We start from the raw sequence: 21,183 nt of genomic DNA, 5'->3' as shown, positions 1-21,183 counted from the left end.
GCAGGAACGAGCCTGCTCGCGATTCGGCGGGCCAGCCAACATCATTGTTGCTGAACGACCGCTATCGCGAGCAGGCTCACTCTTACAGGTTTTGTATCAGGGTTCGAGGCCGATGCGGAAGAACTCGCCGCCACTCCACACGCCCAACCAGCGCTGGCCATCGATTTCACGGCTGACCGCCAGTTCGACCAATTGGTAGAACACGTTGCGATGGATCAGCGCTTCTAGGTTGGTGCGCACATGCACGTAGGGCGCGGGCTCTTGAGTCTCCGGGTCGATCATCACGCGAATCGGATGCTCAGGCCCCGCCTCGGCGGTCTCATCGACGTTAGTGGTAAAGCGCAGCAACTGCGCTTCGCCCTCGCCTTCGACCTCCACGGCAACGGCCACAAACGGCGCGTCGTCGACCTTGATCCCGACTTTCTCTACCGGAGTAATCAGAAAGTAATCATCGCCGTCGCGGCGCATGATCGTGGAGAACAGTTTGACCATCGGCTTGCGCCCGATCGGCGTGCCCAGGTAATACCAGGTGCCGTCCCGGGCGATGCGCATGTCGATGTCGCCGCAGAAGTCCGGGTTCCACAAGTGCACCGGCGGCAAGCCTTTGGTTTTGGGGATCTGTCCCAACAGGTCATTGGCTTTTTGCGGGCCACTCATGGCGTTCTCCTTGGTTTTATTGGTCGCTGATACCCAGCAGGCTGCGCGCATATTGTTCCAGCGGCGGGCCGATCAGGTCTTCAGGCTTGTTGTCGTGGAACGTCAGTAAACCGCCACGACTCTTGATGCGTGCAGTATCGATCAAATACTGGGTGCTGGTCTCGATCAACATGATCTGAATCACCCCGCCGTCGATGCCGAGGCGATCCACGGCTTCCTGATCGAGCCACTCATCGGAGTTGCCGATACGGTCATCAGCCTTGGCGAAACGGGTGTACAGCAGATAGTGGGCGCCAGCATCGCGGGCTTCGCCCATCGCCTGGTCGAGACCTTCCGGAGCACGAGCTCGGCGAACCATCGGGAAGTATTCGACAAAGCCTTTGAAAGCCTCTTCGGCCACCACGTTCGGACGCGGATAGGAACCGCCCGGCGGCGCGAAAGCACCTTGGGCAATGTAAATGAACGAGTCCGGCTGAATGCGCAGATTATTCACACGACGGCTGTCGCTATGGTCGAGCAGGCCCGCGTCGCTCATTTGATAGCGAGTGCCCTCGGCCATATCGCTGACAGTCATACAGCCGCCAAGCGCCAAAACGGCCAGCAGCAAAACCAGGCTACGCATCCTCATCCTCCAGAAGCCGGTGACGGAAAACCGGCGAATGGGCGTTGGATGCAGCTTTTGCGCCAGCTCAAGATGTTGATCGAGTTTTACGCCACATTCGCGAGCAAGCTCGCTCCCACAGGGGAAAGTATTCCAATGTGGGAGAGAGCCTGCTCGCGAATGGGAGTATCAGCCGCCGATGATTTTCATCACGGTTGCGCCACCAGAGAACGCCACTTCCTGTTTGTCGCCCAAAGCCTTGACCAACAGCCTTTGCAGCGCTGGCAGTGCCTGATGGCGCGGCTTGTCGAGCAGATCCCCGACATAGTGACGATTGCTCGACGACAGGCAGCCATGCAACCAACCCGTGGAGGACAGACGCAGACGCGAGCAGGTCCGGCAGAACGGCACGCTTTCATTGGCGATCACGCCGAAATGGCCGCGTCCGGCAATCGCGTAACGCACGGCAGTGGCGTCGACCGGTGCATCGGCCTGCGCGTACTCGTAGCGCTCGCCGATCAATTCCAGCAATTGCTGAAGGCTGACGAACTGTTGCAGGAAGGCATTGGAGTCGCTGGCCAGATGGCCCATGCGCATCAGCTCGATAAAGCGCAACTCGTAGCCACGCTCCAGGCAATAGTCGAGCAGCGGCATCACCTGATCGAGGTTCTGCCCGCGCAATGGCACCATGTTGACCTTGATCTTCAGCCCGGCCGCCGCCGCTTGATCCATGCCATCCAGCACAGTCGCCAGATCGCCGCCACGGGCGATAGTGCGGAACGCGCTGGCATCCAGGGTATCGAGGGAAACGTTGATCCGCCGCAGACCGGCATCCACCAGCAGCGGCAGTTTCTTCGCGAGGAGCTGGCCGTTGGTGGTCAGGCTGATGTCTTCGAGGCCCATCTGGCCGACGGCGGTCATGAACGATTCGAGTTTCGGGCTGACCAGCGGTTCGCCGCCAGTGATGCGCAAGCGTTCAATGCCGGCGGCTTCGATCAGATAAGCCACGCCGCGTGCCATGGCCTCGGCCGACAGTTCATCCTGCGCAGCCACCAGCCGCTTGCCGTTGGGCACGCAGTAGGTACAAGCGTAATTGCAGGCTGAGGTCAGGCTGATGCGCAAATTGCGAAAACGCCTGCCTTGACGGTCAACGATCATGATCACTCCGGCAAAAGAAAATCGAGCGCGTAAAACTTGACTCACAAATCAAGTTTTAGCAAGCCCTATGCCTGAGTATATTCCTGCGGTACTGCGCCATGTAGCGAAATCATGGCGCAATAAGGGAAGTGAATACCTTAGCTGGCTGGGGTTTCGGGATCGCGCTTGCGCTTGTTGCCCATGCGAACGCCAATGTCCATCAGGAACTGGAAGAAACCCTCCTGATCTTCCAGCACATTGCTCCAGAACGGCGAGTGATACAGCGCCACCGCGCCGTGCACCAGCGCCCAGGAAGCGCAGTAATGGAAGTATGGCGGCACGTCTTCAAGCTTGCCTTCGCTGATGCGGCCCTTGATCAACAAGGTCAGGCGTTCGAAGTTCGAGGCACGGATCTTGTGCAGCTCCTCGACCATTTCCGGCACTTGATTGCCCTTGACCACCTTCTCTTCGAGGCGATCGAACAGGCGATAGCGTTGCGGGTCACGCATGCGGAATTCGAAGTAGGCGCGGGACAGCGCCTCCTTGTCCTTGTCGACATCGGCCGAATGCAGCAGCTCGTTCAAATCGCGCTCGTAATCGAGCATCAGGCGCAGATAGATCTCGGCCTTGGATTTGAAGTGCTTGTAGATCGTGCCTTTGCCGATACCCACGGCATCAGCAATCATCTCGACGGTGACACTGTCTTCACCTTGGTCGAGGAACAGCTTGAGCGCGGTATCGAGAATTTCTTGCTCACGGCGACGAAATTCACGGACCTTACGAGGTTCTTTATGCATAAGAAAAGGTCTGAAAGGGTCAAAATTCGAAGCCGCGTATTATGCCTAACTTGCGCAAAAATGCACGGATCATCCGACCATATCTGTGTTTCTTGTTCATTTTGAGAACGTTCAGGCCCCAATGAGAACTCAACTGAAGCGAACGTATTCCAAATTTGTTTAAAAACCACGACCGGCTAACTGGACTGCGCGCCAGACTGATCAATACTTCAACTGTCGGGCGACATCTCCCCCAAGTGTCGCGCCGATAAAGGTACCAAGGGACCGCGTGCCTTTGTTTTACTCCTAATGGTCTTAACCCGGATTCACCCCCCAGAACCCGGGTTTTTTTTGCCTGCGATTCAGCCTTTCACATGAGCCAGCGGGAACAACCGCTTGAAGTTCTCCGTGGTCTGCTCGGCAAAGCGCTCGTAGCTTTCACCGCGCAACATCGCCAGAAACTCTGCCACTTCGCGCACGTACTGCGGCAGATTCGGTTTGCCGCGATAGGGAATCGGCGCCAGATACGGCGAGTCGGTTTCCACCAACAGACGATCCGCCGGCACCTTGCTCGCGACATCGCGCAGAGCATCGGCATTACGGAAAGTGACGATGCCCGACAGGGAAATGTAATAACCCATGTCCAACGCAGCCTTGGCCATGTCCCAGTCTTCGGTGAAGCAATGCAGCACACCGGCCTGGGGCAACGCCGCTTCGCGCAACAACTCAAGCGTATCGGCGCGGGCGCCACGGGTATGGATAATCACCGGTTTGCCGGTCTGCTGCGCCGCTTGCAGATGCAGACGGAACGACGCCTGCTGCAATTCGGCGGCTTCTGGCTCGTAGTGATAATCCAGACCGGTTTCACCAATCGCCACGACTTTCGGGTGATTGAGCTCATGCAGCAGCCAGTCCAGCGCCGGAGCCGCGCCCGGCTGCACATCCAGTGGATGCACGCCAACCGAACAATCGACGTCGTCGTAACGCTCGGCCAGGGCTTTCACATCGGCGGCATTATCGGCGCTGACGCCAATGCACAGGAAGTGGCCGACGCCGCGCTCGCGGGCCGCATCCAGCGCAGCATCCAGAGAGCCGTCATGGGCGGCAAGGTCGAGGCGATCAAGGTGACAATGGGAATCTACGAGCATAAAAGAGGCTGCAACTTACATCGTATGAGTGGGACGGTCGGACTTGAGTGCTCCGGCCAGATGAGTTTCGATGCGACTGCGGGCGGTGTTGTCGCCCTCGTTGAACTGCACGCCGACACCGGCGGCGCGGTTGCCTTGCGCACCTTTGGGGGTGATCCAGGCCACTTTGCCGGCCACCGGAATCTTCTCTGCTTCATCCATCAGGTTCAGCAGCATGAACACCTCATCGCCCAACTTGTAGCTTTTGTTGGTCGGGATGAACAAGCCACCGTTCCTGATGAATGGCATGTAGGCTGCGTAGAGCACCGACTTGTCCTTGATGGTCAGGGACAATATGCCGTTGCGCGGCCCCGGGCTGACGGGTTCATTCATGTTGACCTCCACTGCTGATGTTCAGAGTCTAGGTACACATTCTTATCTTTGGCCAGGCAATCCCGCCCATTGCACCAACAACGCTTCCAGCAACAACGCCGGATTGAGGTTGGCCTTGCTCAGGACTTTCTGGCGCTGAGCGAGAATCCAGTCCTGAATCTCCAGGACTTTGCCCTGAGCGCTTTTTTGCGCCAGGTACTGCACGACCTTGCGCATGTCGGTCAGACCGAGGCCTGCTTCATCCTGCGTCAGTTGATAACGCAGGATCAGGCTCGACCAGTCACAGAACCAGTCGAACAGGCGCAGCATCGGAATGTTTTTCCATTCCTCGGCCAGTTGCGTCGGCGATTGCTGCTGCTTGAGCAGTTTCTTCACCCCTTCGACCACTTGCGCACGCTGTTCGCGTACACCCTGCGACTGAAGCTTGACCGCCGCCAGTGGTGAGCCGGCAGCCAGGGTCAGCAATTCCACGCGTTCTTCTTCAGAACACTCCGGCAGCGCCTCACCCAGCCATTTCAGGCTCATGGCTTCGCCCGGCAGCGGACAGGCCTGCTGCACGCAACGGCTCTTGATCGTCGGCAACAAACGGCTCGGCTGGTGAGTGACCAGCAGCAACACGGTATTGCCGGACGGCTCTTCGAGGCTTTTTAGCAAGGCGTTGGCGGCGTTGACATTCATCGCCTCCACCGGCTCGATCAGCACCACTTTGCGCCCGCCCATTTGCGCGGTTTGCACCACGAAACTGACCAGATCGCGCACCTGATCGACCTTGATTGCCTTGTCGGCTTCTTCAGGTTCGAGAATGTAATTATCCGGATGGCTGCCGGCCTTGAGCAGCATGCAAGATTTGCATTCACCGCACGCTTCAAGCGCCACTGGACGCTGGCACAACAGATTGGCCATCAGGCGTTCGGCCAGCGCTCGCTTGCCGATTCCGGCCGGGCCGTGCAGCAGATACGCGTGGGCGTGCTGGCTACGTCCGGCCAGTTGCTGCCAGAGACTGTCCTGCCACGGATAGGCTTCAGCCACGAGCCAACTCCAGCAGACGCGGCAGCAACGCATCCAGCGATTGCTGAACCTGCGCCAGCGGCTGACCGGCATCGACCCGCACATAACGCGCCGGATCGGCTTCAGCACGTTTGAGGAACGCCCCGCGCACCGCTTCGAAAAACGCTCGGCCTTCCAGCTCGAAACGATCCAGACGGCCACGGGCGCTGGCACGGGCCAGACCGATTTCCACCGGCAGATCGAAAATCAGTGTCAGGTCCGGTCGCAGATCGCCCTGCACAAACGTTTCCAGGGTCGCGATGCGCTCCAGCGACAGACCACGTCCACCGCCCTGATAGGCGTAAGTCGAATCAGTGAAACGATCACACAGCACCACGGCGCCGCGAGTCAGCGCCGGGCGGATCACCTCGGCCAGATGCTGGGCGCGCGCGGCAAATACCAGCAGCAACTCTGTGTCCGGGTTCATGACTTCGTCGGCCGGAGCCAGCAGCACTTCGCGAATCCGTTCGGCCAATGGCGTACCACCGGGCTCGCGGGTCAGCAGCACTTCGATACCTTCGGCGCGCAGACGCTCGGCGAGGTATTCGCGGTTGGTGCTCTTGCCGGCGCCTTCCGGGCCTTCCAGGGTAATAAACAAGCCAGTCACAGGCAGTCCTTAATCAAAGTCATTGCGTGTTTTGTGGAGCAGCAGCGTCTGGCGCGGGAGTCGCTTGCGGAGCTGGCGCCGGTTCCTGCGGCGCAACCTGTGGCAGCGCTTCCGGCGCGGTATCGGGTGACGCCGCGGGAATGGCCTCGGCAGGTGCAGCCGCAGGCGTTACGGCCGGCGCCGGGCTCGAACGGTAATCCGCTCGCCGCTTGAGTTGAAACTCGCGAACAGCAGTGTTGTGCGCATCCAGATCGTCAGAGAACACATGACTGCCATCGCCACGGGCGACGAAGTAGAGGCTGGTGCCTTCCACCGGATTCAAGGCCGCGTGAATCGCCTCGCGTCCGACCATCGCAATCGGCGTCGGCGGCAACCCCGGAATGACATAGGTGTTGTACGCCGTTGGCTCTTTGAGATGCGCACGCGTCAGCTTGCCGGTGTAGCGATCACCCAGGCCATAGATCACTGTTGGATCGGTCTGCAATTGCATGCCCAGCGCCATCCGCCGCACAAACACGCCGGCAATTTCCCCGCGCTCTTGCGGCACGCCGGTTTCCTTCTCTACCAGCGAGGCCATGATCAGCGCCTGATAAGGCTCTTTGTACGGCGCGTCGGCAGAGCGGTTTTCCCACTCTTTGGCCAGCACTTCATCAAGGCGATCGAAAGACTTCTTCAGCAACTCGGCGTCGGACATGCCGCGCACGAAACGATAGGTATCCGGGAAGAACCGCCCTTCCGGGAATACACCCCGGTGGCCGATTTTCTCCATCACTTCGCTGTCGCTCAGACCGCTGAGGGTCTGCTCGATTTTGTCATCCTTGGCCATGGCGGCGCGCACTTGATGGAAATTCCAGCCTTCGACCAGGGTCAGGCTGTACTGCACGACGTCGCCGCGCTTCCACAAATCGATCAAACCGTTGACGGTCATGCCCGGCTGCATGCGGTATTCGCCGCTGTGAATCGGGGTACCGGCGAGATTGAAGCGCCAGTAGACCCGCAGCCAAAAGGCGTCCTTGATCACGCCATCATTTTCCAGCCCGAGCAGGGTGCGGGTCGGCGTGGAGCCCTTGGGCACGTCCAGCAGCTCTTCCTGCGCGATGTTCAGCGGTTGTTCCAGCGCCGAATGAATTTTCCAGGCGCTTGCGCCCAACAGCAGCCCTGCCAGAACCAGTCCGGTTTCCAGCAGCAGCAAGAGTTTACGTCTCACGAATCAGGCATCCAGTAGCGTGCGGGCAATGGTTTGCAGTTTACGGGTGAGCGGGCCAACCGGCCAGCTCAGTGCAGCGTAGGCGCGTACCGGCCAGACGCCATAAACGCTGTTACAGACGAAGACTTCATCAGCCCATTGCAGCTGTTCGAGGCTGATGTCGGTGATTTGCGTGGGGATGCCCGATGACTCGGCCTGAAACAATATTTCGGCACGCATCACTCCGGCAACACCGCAGCGTTTCAAATCCGGGGTAATCAACACGCCATCGCGTATCAGGAACAGGTTGCTGAACACACCTTCGACAACGCGACCGGCGAGATCCAGCATCAAGCCTTCGGCATGCTCGCTGTCCCGCCATTCGGCGCGGGCGAGCACTTGCTCCAGACGATTGAGGTGTTTCAGCCCGGCCAGCAACGGCTGTCGAGACAAACGCGTGCTGCACGGAAACAGACGAATACCCGATTCGGCATTGACGGCGGGATACGCGGCGGGAGGATTGCCTTGCAGAATGCGTCGGCCCTGCGCCGCAGGATCGGGCGCATAACCGCGCAAGCCGTCGCCACGGGTAAGGATGAGCTTGAGCACACCCTCGCCCATCGCTGTGGCGTAGGCCAGCATTTCATTGCGGATCACATCGAGATCGGCCGCGATGGCCAGACGCGAACAGCCATCGGCCAGACGCGTCATGTGTCGATCCAGCAGCAATGGCTGGCCGCCACGCACGGCAATGGTCTCGAACAGACCATCACCGTAAGCCAGGCCGCGATCTTTCAGCGACAGAGCGTCAGCCGGTTGACCGTCGACCCAGCTGTCCATCAGCCGGCAAACCGACGGAACGCCAACGTGCCGTTGGTGCCGCCAAATCCGAAGGAGTTGGACAGCACCACATCGATATCCATGTTGCGCGCAGTGTGCGGCACGAAATCGAGATCGCAGCCTTCGTCCGGCTCTTCGAGGTTAATAGTCGGCGGCGCCACCTGGCTGTTGATCGCCAGCACGCTGAAGATCGCTTCGACCGCGCCCGCTGCACCCAACAAGTGACCGGTCATCGACTTGGTCGAACTGACTGCCAGTTTGTAGGCGTGATCGCCGAACACGCGCTTCAGCGCATTGGCTTCGGCAAGGTCACCGGCCGGCGTCGAGGTGCCGTGGGCGTTGATGTATTGCACTTGATCGGCATTGATCTTCGCATCGCGCAGCGCATTGGTGATGCAGCGAGCTGCACCGGCGCCGTCGGCAGGTGGCGAGGTCATGTGGAACGCGTCACCGCTGGTACCGAAACCGATCAGCTCGGCGTAGATGGTCGCACCACGCGCCTTGGCGTGTTCCAGCTCTTCGAGCACCAGAGCACCGGCACCGTCGGACAGTACGAAGCCGTCACGGCCCTTGTCCCATGGACGGCTGGCGCGGGTCGGCTCGTCGTTGCGGGTCGACAGCGCACGGGACGCGCCGAAGCCGCCCATGCCCAGACCGCACGCGGCCATTTCAGCGCCGCCGGCAATCATCACGTCGGCTTCGTCGTACATGATGTTGCGCGCCGCCATGCCGATGCAGTGCGTACCGGTAGTACACGCTGTGGCGATGGCGTAGTTGGGTCCCTGTGCACCGAGGTGGATGGACAGGAAACCGGAAATCATATTGATGATCGAGCCAGGCACGAAGAATGGCGAGATTCGACGCGGGCCGGTTTCATGCAAGGTACGGCTGGTTTCTTCGATGTTGGTCAGACCGCCGATACCCGAACCCATGGCCACGCCAATGCGTTCACGGTTGGCGTCAGTGACTTCCAGACCCGAATTGCGAACCGCCTGAAAACCCGCTGCGAGACCGTACTGAATGAACAGGTCGAGCTTGCGTGCTTCCTTGACCGACAGGTATTCCTCGACATTGAAGCCCTTTACCGAGCCGCCAAAACGGGTGGAATAGGCACAAAGGTCGGTGTGTTCGATCAGACCAATGCCACTACGGCCAGCCAGAATGCCCTGCCAACTGCTCGGCACATCCGTACCCAGTGGCGACAACATACCCATACCGGTGACTACGACGCGTCTACGCGACACAGCACTCTCCTTTTTCAAATGACGACTTTGCATCAGACCTAAAGAAAAAACCGCACGCCGAGATGGCAGTGCGGTTTTTCCATGACAGCAAGCAACGATTACAAGCTATTACGCCTGATGGTTAGTAACGTAATCGATTGCAGCTTGTACAGTAGTGATCTTCTCAGCTTCTTCGTCAGGGATTTCGGTCTCGAATTCCTCTTCCAGAGCCATCACCAGCTCAACGGTGTCAAGGGAGTCGGCACCCAGGTCTTCTACGAAGGAAGCGGTGTTAACCACTTCTTCTTCTTTAACACCCAGTTGCTCGGCAACGATTTTCTTGACGCGCTCTTCGATGGTGCTCATACCTTGTTTTCACTCCTAATGGACAAATTCAGGCAGCTGGCCAGTGGGTAAGTGTATAGAAAGACTTTTCAGTTTTTCAACTGAAAGCTTCACTCCTCAAACCCTGCGGCCCTCTGCCTATAAATAGATTGCAGCTTTATAACGGATTTTAGACAGCTCGTATGACATTTTTTTGAAGCAATCCGTCACATTTTACTTACATGTACATCCCACCGTTCACCGGGATTGTAGCCCCAGTGACGTATGCCGCACCGTCGGATGCAAGAAAAGCGACCACAGAGGCGATCTCTTGAGCTTGTCCCAGACGACCCAGCGGAATCTGCGTCTGCAAGGCTTCACGCTGTGCTTCAGGCAGCTCGCGCGTCATATCGGTGTCGATAAACCCTGGGGTTACCGAGTTGACCGTAATCGAACGCGAACCGACTTCACGCGCCATTGCACGGCTGAAACCTTCCAGACCGGCCTTGGCGGCTGCATAGTTTACTTGGCCTGCGTTGCCCATGGCACCCACCACCGAGCCAATACTGATAATTCGGCCCCAACGGGCTTTGGTCATACCGCGCAGAACGCCCTTGGACAGGCGATACAGACTGTTCAGATTGGTATCGATCACGTCGTACCATTCGTCATCTTTCATACGCATCATCAGGTTATCGCGGGTGATGCCGGCATTATTGACCAGAATCGCCGGTGCACCGAACTGCTGCTGGATGGTCGCGATCACTGCAGCGACGGATTCGTCGCTGGTGACGTTCAGTTCCAGACCAGTGCCCTGAATGCCGTGCTCTTTCAGCGTAGCGGCGATTGCCTCGGCGCCTTTGGCGGAGGTGGCAGTACCAATAACGATGGCGCCCTGACGGCCCAGCTCCAGCGCGATAGCCTGGCCAATGCCACGGCTCGCACCGGTAACCAGTGCAACTTTACCTTGCAGACTCATGCAAGTTTCTCCTGATTCAGGCCAGCGCTGCACGGGCAGCAGCGAAAGCATCTGGGGTATTGAGGTTGGAGGTCGCAACGCCTTCGGCGCAACGCTTGTTCAGGCCGGCCAGTACTTTGCCTGGGCCGCACTCGACCAGATTGGTCGCGCCTTTGCCAGCCAGGGTCTGAACGGATTCGACCCAGCGCACTGGCTTGTACAGTTGTTCGAGCAGATCACGCTTGAGGGTTTCCAGATCCGCCGGCACTTGCGCGCTGACGTTCTGTACCACAGGGATCTGCGGTGCCTGCCAGTCAATGGCGGCGATGGATTCGGCAAAACGCTCGGCAGCCGGACGCATCAGCGCGCAATGCGACGGTACGCTGACCGGCAGCGGCATGGCACGCTTGGCACCACGCGCCTTGCAACCTTCAATGGCACGCTCAACCGCAGCCTTGGCACCGGCAATCACTACCTGGCCCGGGGAGTTGAAGTTGACGGCGCTGACCACGTCGCCCTGCGCTGCTTCAGCACAGGCCGCCAGTACGTCGGCGTCTTCCAGACCGAGAATGGCAGCCATGCCACCCTGCCCGGCCGGAACCGCTTCCTGCATCAACTGACCACGGCGCTCGACGAGCTTCACCGCGTCAGCCAGGGTCAGGCTGCCCGCAGCAACCAGCGCGCTGTATTCGCCCAGGCTGTGACCCGCAACAAAAGCAGGACGCGCACCACCTTCAGCCAGCCACAGACGCCACAAGGCGATCGAGGCGGTCAGAATGGCCGGTTGGGTTTTGTCGGTTTGATTCAGCAATTCTTCCGGACCCTGCTGGGTCAGTGCCCACAGGTCATAGCCCAGAGCATTGGATGCTTCTTTGAAAGTTTCGAGGATCAGCGGGTATTGCGCGCCCAGCTCGGCCAGCATGCCGAGGGACTGCGAACCCTGTCCTGGAAAGACGAATGCGAGGGAAGCAGACATGTAACAAGCCCCTAATGATCTTGTCGTCGGAAAATGACGCCCCACTGAGGGACGCAAGAAACTGACAGTTGGATGGCCCTTTGAACCGGGCGGTCACATTTAAGCATTGTCCGACGAAAACGCCTAAGACAACAAATCCGCCAAACGACCGTGGAGACGCTCGGGAAGATTCTCCTGAATCTCGATCAGCGCACGTTGAATCGCACTCTGAAAGCCCTGCACCCCGGCCGAACCGTGACTTTTCACCACAATCCCCTGCAACCCGAGAAAGCTTGCGCCATTGTGTCGCGCCGGCGCCAGATCAGCCTGCAAGCGCTTCATCAGCGGCAATGCCAAGGCACCCACAACGCGGGTAGCGAGGTTTTTCCTGAACAGCGCCTCGATGCGCGTAGCAATCATCGTCGCGAGCCCCTCGCTGGACTTGAGCAGGATATTGCCGACAAAACCGTCGCACACCACCACATCCGCTTCGCCGCGATACAAGCCATCGCCCTCGACGAAACCGATGTAATTGATACCCCGAGCCGACTGCAACAAGGTCGCCGCCAGCTTGACCTGCTGATTGCCCTTGATGTCTTCGGTGCCAATGTTCAGCAACGCGACTCGCGGACGGGAAATACCCAGCGTCTGTGCCGCTACCGAGCCCATCACCGCGAACTGCAACAGGTGCTCGGCACTGCAATCGACATTGGCGCCAAGATCGAGCAGTTGGCAATAGCCCTTCTGCGTCGGTATCGCGGCAACCATCGCCGGACGATCAATGCCCGGCAACGTCTTGAGGACAAATCGCGACAAAGCCATCAGCGCACCGGTATTACCGGCACTGACACAGGCCTGAGCCTTGCCGTCACGCACCAGCTCAAGGGCGACACGCATCGACGAATCCGGCTTGCCGCGCAAGGCCTGGGCAGGTTTTTCGTCCATGGTGATGACTTCCGACGCAGGAAAAATCGTCAGACGCGCGCGATCCGCAGCCGATTGGCCAGCGATCAGTTCTTCAAGTAGGGAGGGTTGACCGACGAGGGTCAGGTGCAGCGATGGCGTAGCAGACAGGCAAGCAAGGCTGGCCTGAACAATGCTGCGGGGACCGAAGTCCCCGCCCATTGCGTCAATCGCGATGACTTGAGCAGACAAGTGATTACTCGTCAGCGCCCTTGTCGATCACTTTACGGCCACGGTATACGCCTTCTGGCGATACGTGGTGACGCAGGTGAATTTCACCGGTGGTTTTTTCTACAGACAGAGTGCTTGCCGTCAGGGCATCGTGCGAACGACGCATGTCACGGGCAGAGCGGGATTTTTTGTTCTGCTGAACAGCCATAATTGATTAACTCCTAAACGTTTGGGTCACGCTTTAACTGCGCCAATACACTGAACGGGTTGGACCGCGTTGACTCGTCCTCGCTCGGTTCGGGCTCATCGAGACCCGCCGGCTGCTGGCATTCTTCCGGATGATGAGCAGGCACAATGGGCAAGGCGAGCAGAAGCTCCTCCTCGATCAGTGACTGCAGATCCAATGGATCTTCGCCCAGTTCCAGCACGTCATAACCTTTCGGCAACGACTGGGTATTCGCACCCTCTTTCACCACAGCATAACTGCATTCGCTGTGGATCGGCAGGGTGACCAGCTCAAGACAACGCTGGCAAACCATTTTGACCTCGGTGTCGATAAAGCTGTGGATTACCACAGATTTACGTTCATCTCGTTCAAAAACGAATTTCGCCTGCACCGTACCGACATTGTCGGAAAGCGGGTCGCAGAGTCTCTCCAAATCGGCCAGCAGCATTTCACCTTGAAGGGTGGTGCCACGATCAGCCAATTTGCGCGGGTCAACGTGAGGTGGAATCGGGTCATTCAACATAGGCGCAGCATTATAGGGATGCACCCAGCCATGTCAAAGGAAATTGCGCCCTGTCCGTCACTTACGAGCGTCCGCTAGAATCAACGCCTGCCTCAGGAGATGCGAATGCTGCCTTTATTACTCGCTTCAAGCTCGACTTATCGTCGCGAATTACTCGCCCGCCTGCACCTGCCGTTCGTCTGCAGCTCGCCGGATATCGATGAAAGTCACCGACCGGGCGAGTCCGCCATCGAGCTGGTCAAACGCCTCGCCGAACAAAAAGCCCGGGCTCTTGCCGACAGTCATCCCGCTCATCTGATTATCGGCTCGGATCAGGTTGCCGTACTCGGCGAACGAATTATCGGCAAGCCCCACACCTTCGACAAGGCCCGCGAGCAACTGATGGCTGCCAGCGGCGCCAGCGTGACCTTCCTCACCGGCCTGGCGCTGCTCAACAGCCAGACCGGCCAATGCCAGGCCGACTGCGTGCCATTCACCGTACACATGCGCACACTCGACGAGGCGCGCATCGAACGCTATCTGCGCCTGGAGCAGCCCTACGACTGCGCAGGCAGCTTCAAGGCCGAAGGCCTCGGTGTGAGCCTGTTTCAGTCCACCGAAGGCCCGGACGCCACCAGCCTGATCGGTCTGCCACTGATTCGTCTGATCGACATGCTGCTGGTCGAAGGCGTACAGATTCCCTGAAACACAAAAAATCGCAGCCTACGACAATCCCATGCAGGAGCTGCCGCAGGCTGCGATCTTTTGATCTTTACAACAAATTAACGCAACGAAGGCCCGTGGAAACCCATCCACATCGCCAATTGCTCAGCAACACTGGCGCCAAGCTTCTTCGAGAAGCGATCGAACGGCGACTCCTGAACAGTGAAGTCGACCATTTCCTTCTCGCCGATCACATCACGCGCCACCGAACTGGCATTCCCCAGCCCATCGATCAAACCCAACGGCAGCGCCTGCTCGCCAGACCAGACCAGACCGGAGAACAGCTCCGGATGTTCCTTGTCCTTCAGACGATCACCACGCCCCTTCTTCACGCTGTTGATGAACTGCTGATGCGTGGTATCCAGCACGCTCTGCCAGAACGCGGTTTCTTCAGGTTTTTGCGGCTGGAACGGATCAAGGAACGACTTGTGCTCGCCGGACGTGTAGGTACGACGCTCGACACCCAGCTTCTCCATGGTGCCGACAAAGCCATAACCGGCCGCCGTCACGCCAATCGAGCCAACCAGACTCGCCTTGTCGGCATAGATCTGATCCGCCGCACTGGCGATGTAATACGCACCGGACGCACCGAGATCGGAAATCACCGCATACACCTTGGTGTCAGGATGCAGACCACGCAGACGTTTGATCTCGTCATAGACGTAACCCGACTGCACCGGACTCCCGCCCGGACTGTTGATCCGCAGGACCACGCCCTTGACCTTCTTGTCTTCGAACGCCGCACGCAGACTGCCGACGATGTTGTCGGCGCTGGCCGGCTCCTTGTCGGCGATCACGCCAGTCACGTCGATCAACGCGGTGTAGTTGGGGCCGCGGGTAGCGCTCTTTTCCATGTCCATCAGCGGCGTGAACAGAATCAACGCAACAAACAGATAAACAAAGGTCAGCAGCTTGAAAAAAATCCCCCAACGCCGCGAACGACGCTGCTCCTGCACGCCCGCCAGCAGGGTCTTTTCCAACAGCTTCCAGCTTTTCTGATCACCGTCGTCGGCACTTGCCTTATCCGGTGCTTTCCATTCATCGGTCATGCCATCCACCCCAGCAAAAACGTATTAAGCCTGCTGCCCCAGCCAAGCGTGCAATTCGGAAAAACGATCAATCGACAGGCGTGGCTCGAACAGCTTCAACGCCTCGATCGATTGCGCGCCGTAACTGACGGCCACCGAGCCCATGCCGGCGTTGCGCGCCATCTGCAGATCGAAGGACGAGTCACCGACCATCAACGCCTGCTCGGGACGTACGCCGCAATGCGCGAGAATTTCTTCCAGCATCAGCGGGTGCGGCTTGCTGGCAGTCTCGTCGGCGGCACGGGTGATATCGAAATAACTTTCCCAGCCATTGGCCTTGAGTACCCGATCCAGTCCGCGACGATTCTTGCCGGTCGCCACAGCCAAGTGATAACCGTCCTCGCGAAAGGACGCCATCGACTCGACAACGCCTTCGAACAACGGCGAAGGCACAGCTTCGGCAGCGATGTAGTGATCCGCATAATATTCACGGAACGCGACCATCTCGGCATCGCTGATTTGCGGATACAAGGTGCGGATCGCCTCGGGCAAACCCAGGCCGATGATGCCTTTCACAGCAAAATCATCGCGCAACTCGAAACCGGAGCGCCCGGACGCGGAATGCATCGCCTCGACGATCCGCCCAATGGAATCCGCGAGGGTGCCATCCCAATCGAAAATCAGCAGTTTGTAATCAGGGTGCTGCACTCAGGCGCTCCACAGTCTTGGCCCACATTTCGTCTACCGGCGCCTGCAAGGTGAGTTTCCCACCATCAGGCAGCGGCACGGTCAGCATGTAAGCGTGCAGGAACAGACGCTTGCCGCCCAGATCGCGGATTTCCTTGGTGAAATCGTCGTCGCCGTACTTGCTGTCGCCGGCAATGCAATGCCCGGCGTGCAGGGTGTGCACGCGAATCTGGTGGGTGCGGCCAGTCACAGGCTTGGCCTCGACCATGGTCGCAAAGTCGCCGAAACGGCGCAGCACCTTGAATAGGGTCAGCGCCTCTTTGCCTTCTTCGTTGACTTCGACCATGCGCTCGCCGGAGCGCAGATTGCTCTTGAGCAACGGCGCACGGACTTGCTTGATCGAGGTTGCCCAGTTGCCACGCACCAGCGCCATGTAGCGCTTGTCGATGCCGTCGCCGCGCAGTTGCTCGTGCAAGTGACGGAGCATGCTGCGTTTTTTCGCGATCATCAGCAGACCGGAGGTATCGCGGTCGAGGCGATGCACCAGTTCCAGCTCTTTGGTATCCGGACGCAACTGACGAAAGGCTTCGATCACACCGAAATTCAGGCCGCTACCGCCGTGAACCGCAATGCCTGCGGGCTTGTTGATCACGATCAGCGCTTTATCTTCGTGGACAATCGACGCTTCCAGGCGCTGCAAAAGACCCTGCGCAAGCGGCACCGGCTCGTCACGCTCAGGCACGCGAACCGGCGGCACGCGCACGATATCGCCGGCCTGCAGCTTGTATTCGGGCTTGATCCGACCTTTGTTCACACGCACTTCGCCTTTACGCAAAATGCGGTAAATCAAGGTCTTGGGCACGCCCTTGAGCCGGGCGAGGAGGAAATTGTCGATTCGTTGGCCGGCATATTCCGGCGAGACCTCAAGCAGTTGAACGCCTGGAGTCGAAGGGGCAGTAGTTGTCATGCCGCGGATGATAACAATTTTTATGGAATTGAAGCACTTAATCATTGCTGCTATAGTCGCGAACGCCGCCAAAAGCGGCCTGGACAGCGGAACCACGGTCAAAAACCGGCCCTGACCAACGCAATTCACCAGGACGCGAGGCCGTCCTACGGGGCTTTCGCTACGTAACGGTGGAGTTTTCAGTTGTAACAAGCGCAGGTGACATGAGGCCTGAATTACACCGCCCGGCAGAGTTTTTACTCGCTTGGCAGGCACACATTCAAGGCCAGTTCACAAAGTGCAGTCAGCTGTGAATGACCCCGAGCGAAGGCTTCGGAAACACCGCCTAAATTAGCCATGATGCGTGACCTCCCCTTTCGGAGCTCACGGTAAATGCCAACCCGCTGCGGATTCTGCGCGCGGCAGCACCCGAATTATCAGGGATACGTGTAGGGTGGAGATGCACAACCGCTGGACTGTGTAGCAATAGGCTTTATCAAGACGCTTCATCTCGTCCACAGCCGCCGGTTGATTCCTCCTCCTGACTGAGTGCTTAAGTAGCCACAGCAAGCAGGACGCGTACGTCGCGATAACGGCCCAATTGGCCGGACATCGCCGGACACGGGATTGGCCAACCACTCCCGACGCACCTGACACCGACCGTGAGAAGTCGTGTGTGCCGAACGCCGTTTCCGGCAGCCCGGAAACCGACGGTACTACATGAAAAGAATGCTGATTAACGCAACTCAACCCGAAGAGTTGCGTGTTGCACTGGTAGATGGCCAACGCCTCTACGACCTGGACATCGAATCCGGTGCACGCGAGCAGAAGAAGGCCAACATCTACAAAGGCCGGATTACTCGCATCGAACCAAGCCTTGAGGCTGCCTTTGTCGATTTCGGCTCTGAGCGCCACGGCTTCCTGCCCCTCAAAGAAATCTCCCGCGAATACTTCAAGAAAGCGCCTGAAGGCCGCGTCAACATCAAGGACGTCCTGAGCGAAGGCCAGGAAGTCATCGTTCAGGTCGAAAAAGAAGAACGTGGCAACAAGGGCGCAGCCCTGACCACCTTCATCAGCCTGGCCGGTCGTTACCTCGTGCTGATGCCGAACAACCCGCGTGCCGGCGGTATCTCCCGTCGCATCGAAGGCGAAGAGCGCAACGAACTGCGTGAAGCGCTGAACGGTCTGGTCGCACCTGCCGACATGGGTCTGATCGTGCGCACTGCCGGCCTGGGCCGCAGCAGCGAAGAAATGCAGTGGGACCTCGACTACCTGCTGCAACTCTGGACCGCTATCAAAGAAGCCTCGCTGGATCGCTCTGCGCCATTCCTGATCTACCAGGAAAGCAACGTGATCATCCGCGCCATCCGCGATTACCTGCGCCAGGACATCGGCGAAGTGCTGATCGACAGCGTTGAAGCTCAGGACGAAGCCCTGACTTTCATCCGCCAGGTGATGCCGCAGTACGCCAGCAAGATCAAGCTATACGAAGACAGCGTTCCGCTGTTCAACCGTTTCCAGATCGAAAGCCAGATCGAGACCGCTTTCCAGCGCGTTGTTGAACTGCCTTCCGGCGGCTCCATCGTTATCGATCCGACCGAAGCCCTGGTGTCCATCGACATCAACTCGGCGCGCGCCACCAAAGGCAGCGACATCGAAGAAACCGCTCTGCAGACCAACCTTGAAGCTGCCGAAGAAATCGCCCGTCAGTTGCGCCTGCGCGACATCGGCGGCCTGATCGTCATCGACTTCATCGACATGACCCCTGCCAAGAACCAGCGCGCCGTGGAAGAGAAAGTCCGCGAATGCCTGGAAGCCGACCGCGCTCGCGTGCAGATCGGCCGCATCTCGCGCTTCGGCCTGCTGGAAATGTCCCGTCAGCGCCTGCGTCCATCGCTCGGCGAAAGCAGCGGCATCGTTTGCCCGCGTTGCAACGGCACCGGCATCATCCGTGACGTTGAATCGCTGTCGCTGGCGATCCTGCGTCTGATCGAAGAAGAAGCCCTGAAAGACCGCACCGCCGAAGTCCGCGCTCAAGTGCCGATTCCGGTTGCCGCGTTCCTGCTCAACGAAAAACGCAACTCGATCACCAAGATCGAACTGCGCACCCGCGCACGCATCGTCATTCTGCCGAACGATCACCTCGAAACGCCGCACTTCGAAGTTCAGCGTCTGCGTGATGACAGCCCGGAAGCCGCGACCAACCAGTCCAGCTACGAGATCGCTGCTGCCGCTGCCGAAGTCGAAGAAGTCCAGCCAGCCGCTGCGACCCGCACCCTGGTTCGCCAGGAAGCCGCGGTCAAGACTGCTCCAGCTCGCGCCAACGCTCCGGTCCCGACCGAAGTGGCCGCTGCTGCCGTACCGGCACCAGCGCCAGTTGCCGCGCCAGAGCCAAGCCTGTTCAAAGGCCTGGTGAAGTCGCTGGTCAGCCTGTTCGCTACCAAAGAAGAGCCAGCCGCTCCGGTTGTGGTTGAAAAACCTGCCAGCGAACGTCCGGCCCGCAACGAAGAGCGTCGCAACGGTCGTCAACAGAGCCGCAACCGTAACGGTCGCCGCGATGAAGAACGCAAGCCGCGCGAAGAACGTGCCCCTCGTGAAGAACGCGCGCCACGCGAACCACGCGAAGAGCGTCAACCTCGCGAAGTCCGTGAGCCGCGTGAAGTTCGCGAACCACGTGAAGCCCGTGAAGAAGCTCCGGTAGCCCGCGAAGAACGCGCACCACGCGCTCCTCGTGAAGAACGTGCACCACGTGCTCCGCGTGAAGACCGCAAGCCTCGTGGCGAGCGTGAAGAACGCGTACGTGAACTGCGCGAGCCACTGGACGCTGCTCCGGCCGCTGCTGCCGCTGTCGCTGCCACCACTGAAGAGCGTCCGGCCCGTCAGCCGCGTGAAGAACGTGCTCCACGTCCTCCGCGTGAAGAGCGTCAACCGCGCGCCGAACAAGCCGCTGCTGCCGTCGCTGAAGAAGAAGTGCTCAGCAACGAAGAGCAATTGGCAGACGATGGTCAGGAAGGCGCCGAAGGCGATCGTCCACGTCGTCGCTCCCGCGGTCAGCGTCGTCGCAGCAACCGTCGTGAGCGTCAGCGTGATGCCAACGGCAACGTGATCGAAGGTTCGGAAGAATCCGAAGCTGGCGAAAACGAAGCGCCGAGCACTGCCGAACTGGCCGCCGGTCTGGCTGTTACCGCAGCCGTTGCCAGCACCGTGATCAGCGCTCCAGCCGAAGCTCAAGCCCACGAGCAAGCCGAACGCGCTACTGCCGCCACTCTGGAAACTGCTCCAGTAGAAGCGCCAGTGGTTGAAGCGACTACTCCGGTAGAAACCTTCGCCGCTCCGGAAGTTGAAGTCGCACCGGTTCAGGAAACCCTGCCTCAGGTTGAAGCGCCGGCCTTTGTTGCCGAAGCGCCTGTCGTGGTAGCTGAGCCAGCCGCTGAAATCGTGGCTGAAACCGTGACCGAGACCGTGCGTGAAGTTCGCGAAGAACAAACCACGTTCAACTGGCATGCCGAGCCGGCCGCCGCTGAAGCTCCAGCACCTGTCGCTGAAGCCGAAGTTGCACCCGCCATGGTCTCCGAGCCAGTGGTTGCTGCTGCCGAACCTGCTCCAGCGCCAGTCGTTGAAGCTCCGGTGGTTGAAGCTCCAGCGGTCGAAGCTCCGGTAGTTGAAGCGCCAGTGGTTGCCGAAACCCCAGTGGTTGAAGCCGCTCCGGCCAGCGCTCTGGCAGCCAACGGCCGTGCGCCGAACGACCCGCGTGAAGTGCGTCGCCGCAAGCGTGAAGAAGAGCGTCTGCAGAAGGAAGCCGAACTGGCTGCCACTGCGGCTCCGGTTGCTGAAGTGGTTGAAGCATCCGCTTCGGTTACTGAAGAGGCCGTGGTTGAGTCGGTGATCGCCGAAGCACCACGCTCCGTTCAGGACGCGGTCGAGCATCACCAAGAGGCGCAGGAAAAACAGCACGAGCCTAAACCTCTCGTCTGATTCCAAAAGCCAATAAAAAGCCCCGCCCGGTGAAAACCTGGCGGGGCTTTTTTATGTCTTAAATTTCTCTGTGGGAGTGAGCCTGCTCGCGATAGCGGTGGGTCAGCTTACCTCTGTAGCAACTGACACAA

The 21,183-nt window shown here is 59.1% G+C and carries 22 protein-coding genes; 2 read left to right on the top strand and 20 right to left on the bottom strand.

Annotation, left to right across the window (positions count from 1 at the left end; all coding sequences use genetic code 11):
* Positions 1–96 precede the first annotated feature (96 nt).
* From ACTWLJ_RS15150 to ACTWLJ_RS15070, 17 genes are all read right to left on the bottom strand, one after another.
* Entirely contained in the window at positions 97–657 is a 561-nt protein-coding gene (locus ACTWLJ_RS15150) for a DUF1285 domain-containing protein (protein ID WP_445177413.1), read from the bottom strand.
* A 16-nt stretch (positions 658–673) separates the two neighbouring features.
* A complete protein-coding gene (locus ACTWLJ_RS15145; protein ID WP_401215939.1) occupies positions 674–1,279 on the bottom strand; it encodes a DUF4823 domain-containing protein in 606 nt (201 codons plus the stop codon).
* A 168-nt stretch (positions 1,280–1,447) separates the two neighbouring features.
* On the bottom strand, positions 1,448–2,416 hold the full coding sequence (locus tag ACTWLJ_RS15140; RefSeq protein WP_401215941.1) for a GTP 3',8-cyclase MoaA: 969 nt from the start codon (positions 2,414–2,416) through the stop codon (positions 1,448–1,450).
* A gap of 137 nt (positions 2,417–2,553) precedes the next feature.
* The gene (locus tag ACTWLJ_RS15135; RefSeq protein WP_445177412.1) at positions 2,554–3,192 is read right to left on the bottom strand and encodes a TetR/AcrR family transcriptional regulator; all 639 of its coding nucleotides are present in this window, start codon (positions 3,190–3,192) and stop codon (positions 2,554–2,556) included.
* A 341-nt stretch (positions 3,193–3,533) separates the two neighbouring features.
* Positions 3,534–4,319: a TatD family hydrolase gene (locus ACTWLJ_RS15130; protein ID WP_445177411.1), complete on the bottom strand. Its 786-nt coding sequence runs from the start codon at positions 4,317–4,319 to the stop codon at positions 3,534–3,536.
* 15 nt (positions 4,320–4,334) lie between these two features.
* The gene (locus tag ACTWLJ_RS15125; protein ID WP_401215947.1) at positions 4,335–4,691 is read right to left on the bottom strand and encodes a PilZ domain-containing protein; all 357 of its coding nucleotides are present in this window, start codon (positions 4,689–4,691) and stop codon (positions 4,335–4,337) included.
* Between the two features lie 42 nt (positions 4,692–4,733).
* A complete protein-coding gene (locus ACTWLJ_RS15120; protein ID WP_445177410.1) occupies positions 4,734–5,720 on the bottom strand; it encodes a DNA polymerase III subunit delta' in 987 nt (328 codons plus the stop codon).
* The gene (gene tmk / locus ACTWLJ_RS15115) at positions 5,713–6,345 is read right to left on the bottom strand and encodes a dTMP kinase (protein WP_445177409.1); all 633 of its coding nucleotides are present in this window, start codon (positions 6,343–6,345) and stop codon (positions 5,713–5,715) included. Before tmk ends, ACTWLJ_RS15120 begins: the two co-directional genes overlap by 8 nt.
* Before the next feature lie 19 nt (positions 6,346–6,364).
* A complete protein-coding gene (gene mltG, locus ACTWLJ_RS15110; RefSeq protein WP_445177408.1) occupies positions 6,365–7,552 on the bottom strand; it encodes an endolytic transglycosylase MltG in 1,188 nt (395 codons plus the stop codon).
* 3 nt (positions 7,553–7,555) lie between these two features.
* The gene (gene pabC, locus ACTWLJ_RS15105) at positions 7,556–8,371 is read right to left on the bottom strand and encodes an aminodeoxychorismate lyase (protein WP_445177407.1); all 816 of its coding nucleotides are present in this window, start codon (positions 8,369–8,371) and stop codon (positions 7,556–7,558) included.
* Positions 8,371–9,615, bottom strand: coding sequence for a beta-ketoacyl-ACP synthase II (gene fabF, locus ACTWLJ_RS15100; RefSeq protein ID WP_445177406.1), 1,245 nt, complete (start codon positions 9,613–9,615; stop codon positions 8,371–8,373). Before fabF ends, pabC begins: the two co-directional genes overlap by 1 nt.
* A 108-nt stretch (positions 9,616–9,723) precedes the next feature.
* Positions 9,724–9,960, bottom strand: a complete 237-nt coding sequence (gene acpP, locus ACTWLJ_RS15095) for an acyl carrier protein (protein ID WP_003442511.1) — start codon at positions 9,958–9,960, stop codon at positions 9,724–9,726.
* 196 nt (positions 9,961–10,156) lie between these two features.
* Positions 10,157–10,897, bottom strand: a complete 741-nt coding sequence (gene fabG / locus ACTWLJ_RS15090) for a 3-oxoacyl-ACP reductase FabG (RefSeq protein ID WP_445177405.1) — start codon at positions 10,895–10,897, stop codon at positions 10,157–10,159.
* A gap of 16 nt (positions 10,898–10,913) precedes the next feature.
* Positions 10,914–11,852, bottom strand: a complete 939-nt coding sequence (gene fabD, locus ACTWLJ_RS15085; RefSeq protein ID WP_445177404.1) for an ACP S-malonyltransferase — start codon at positions 11,850–11,852, stop codon at positions 10,914–10,916.
* A 123-nt stretch (positions 11,853–11,975) separates the two neighbouring features.
* The gene (gene plsX / locus ACTWLJ_RS15080; RefSeq protein WP_445177403.1) at positions 11,976–12,986 is read right to left on the bottom strand and encodes a phosphate acyltransferase PlsX; all 1,011 of its coding nucleotides are present in this window, start codon (positions 12,984–12,986) and stop codon (positions 11,976–11,978) included.
* 4 nt (positions 12,987–12,990) lie between these two features.
* Positions 12,991–13,173: a 50S ribosomal protein L32 gene (rpmF, locus tag ACTWLJ_RS15075; RefSeq protein WP_008152339.1), complete on the bottom strand. Its 183-nt coding sequence runs from the start codon at positions 13,171–13,173 to the stop codon at positions 12,991–12,993.
* A 13-nt stretch (positions 13,174–13,186) separates the two neighbouring features.
* Positions 13,187–13,714, bottom strand: coding sequence for a YceD family protein (locus tag ACTWLJ_RS15070; RefSeq protein WP_007908248.1), 528 nt, complete (start codon positions 13,712–13,714; stop codon positions 13,187–13,189).
* Between the two features lie 105 nt (positions 13,715–13,819).
* Here ACTWLJ_RS15070 and ACTWLJ_RS15065 point away from each other — a divergent pair, with 105 nt between their 5' ends.
* Positions 13,820–14,398: a Maf family protein gene (locus tag ACTWLJ_RS15065; RefSeq protein WP_445177402.1), complete on the top strand. Its 579-nt coding sequence runs from the start codon at positions 13,820–13,822 to the stop codon at positions 14,396–14,398.
* A gap of 77 nt (positions 14,399–14,475) precedes the next feature.
* On the opposite strand, the gene sppA is transcribed toward ACTWLJ_RS15065, so the two are convergent.
* Genes sppA through rluC form a run of 3 tightly spaced genes read right to left on the bottom strand, consistent with a single transcriptional unit; the run spans position 14,476 to position 17,098 of the window.
* Positions 14,476–15,465: a signal peptide peptidase SppA gene (gene sppA, locus ACTWLJ_RS15060; protein WP_401221489.1), complete on the bottom strand. Its 990-nt coding sequence runs from the start codon at positions 15,463–15,465 to the stop codon at positions 14,476–14,478.
* A gap of 24 nt (positions 15,466–15,489) precedes the next feature.
* Entirely contained in the window at positions 15,490–16,152 is a 663-nt protein-coding gene (locus ACTWLJ_RS15055) for an HAD-IA family hydrolase (protein WP_445177401.1), read from the bottom strand.
* On the bottom strand, positions 16,139–17,098 hold the full coding sequence (rluC, locus tag ACTWLJ_RS15050) for a 23S rRNA pseudouridine(955/2504/2580) synthase RluC (protein ID WP_445177400.1): 960 nt from the start codon (positions 17,096–17,098) through the stop codon (positions 16,139–16,141). The genes ACTWLJ_RS15055 and rluC overlap by 14 nt, the downstream gene beginning before the upstream one ends.
* A 699-nt stretch (positions 17,099–17,797) precedes the next feature.
* Here rluC and rne point away from each other — a divergent pair.
* Positions 17,798–21,052 carry a ribonuclease E gene (gene rne, locus ACTWLJ_RS15045; protein ID WP_445177399.1) on the top strand — a complete coding sequence of 1,085 codons (3,255 nt, stop codon included), beginning with the start codon at positions 17,798–17,800 and terminating at the stop codon, positions 21,050–21,052.
* Positions 21,053–21,183 lie beyond the last annotated feature (131 nt).

This window comes from Pseudomonas sp. McL0111, from assembly GCF_052567255.1.
This window is presented reverse-complemented; position numbering and strand designations above follow the sequence as displayed.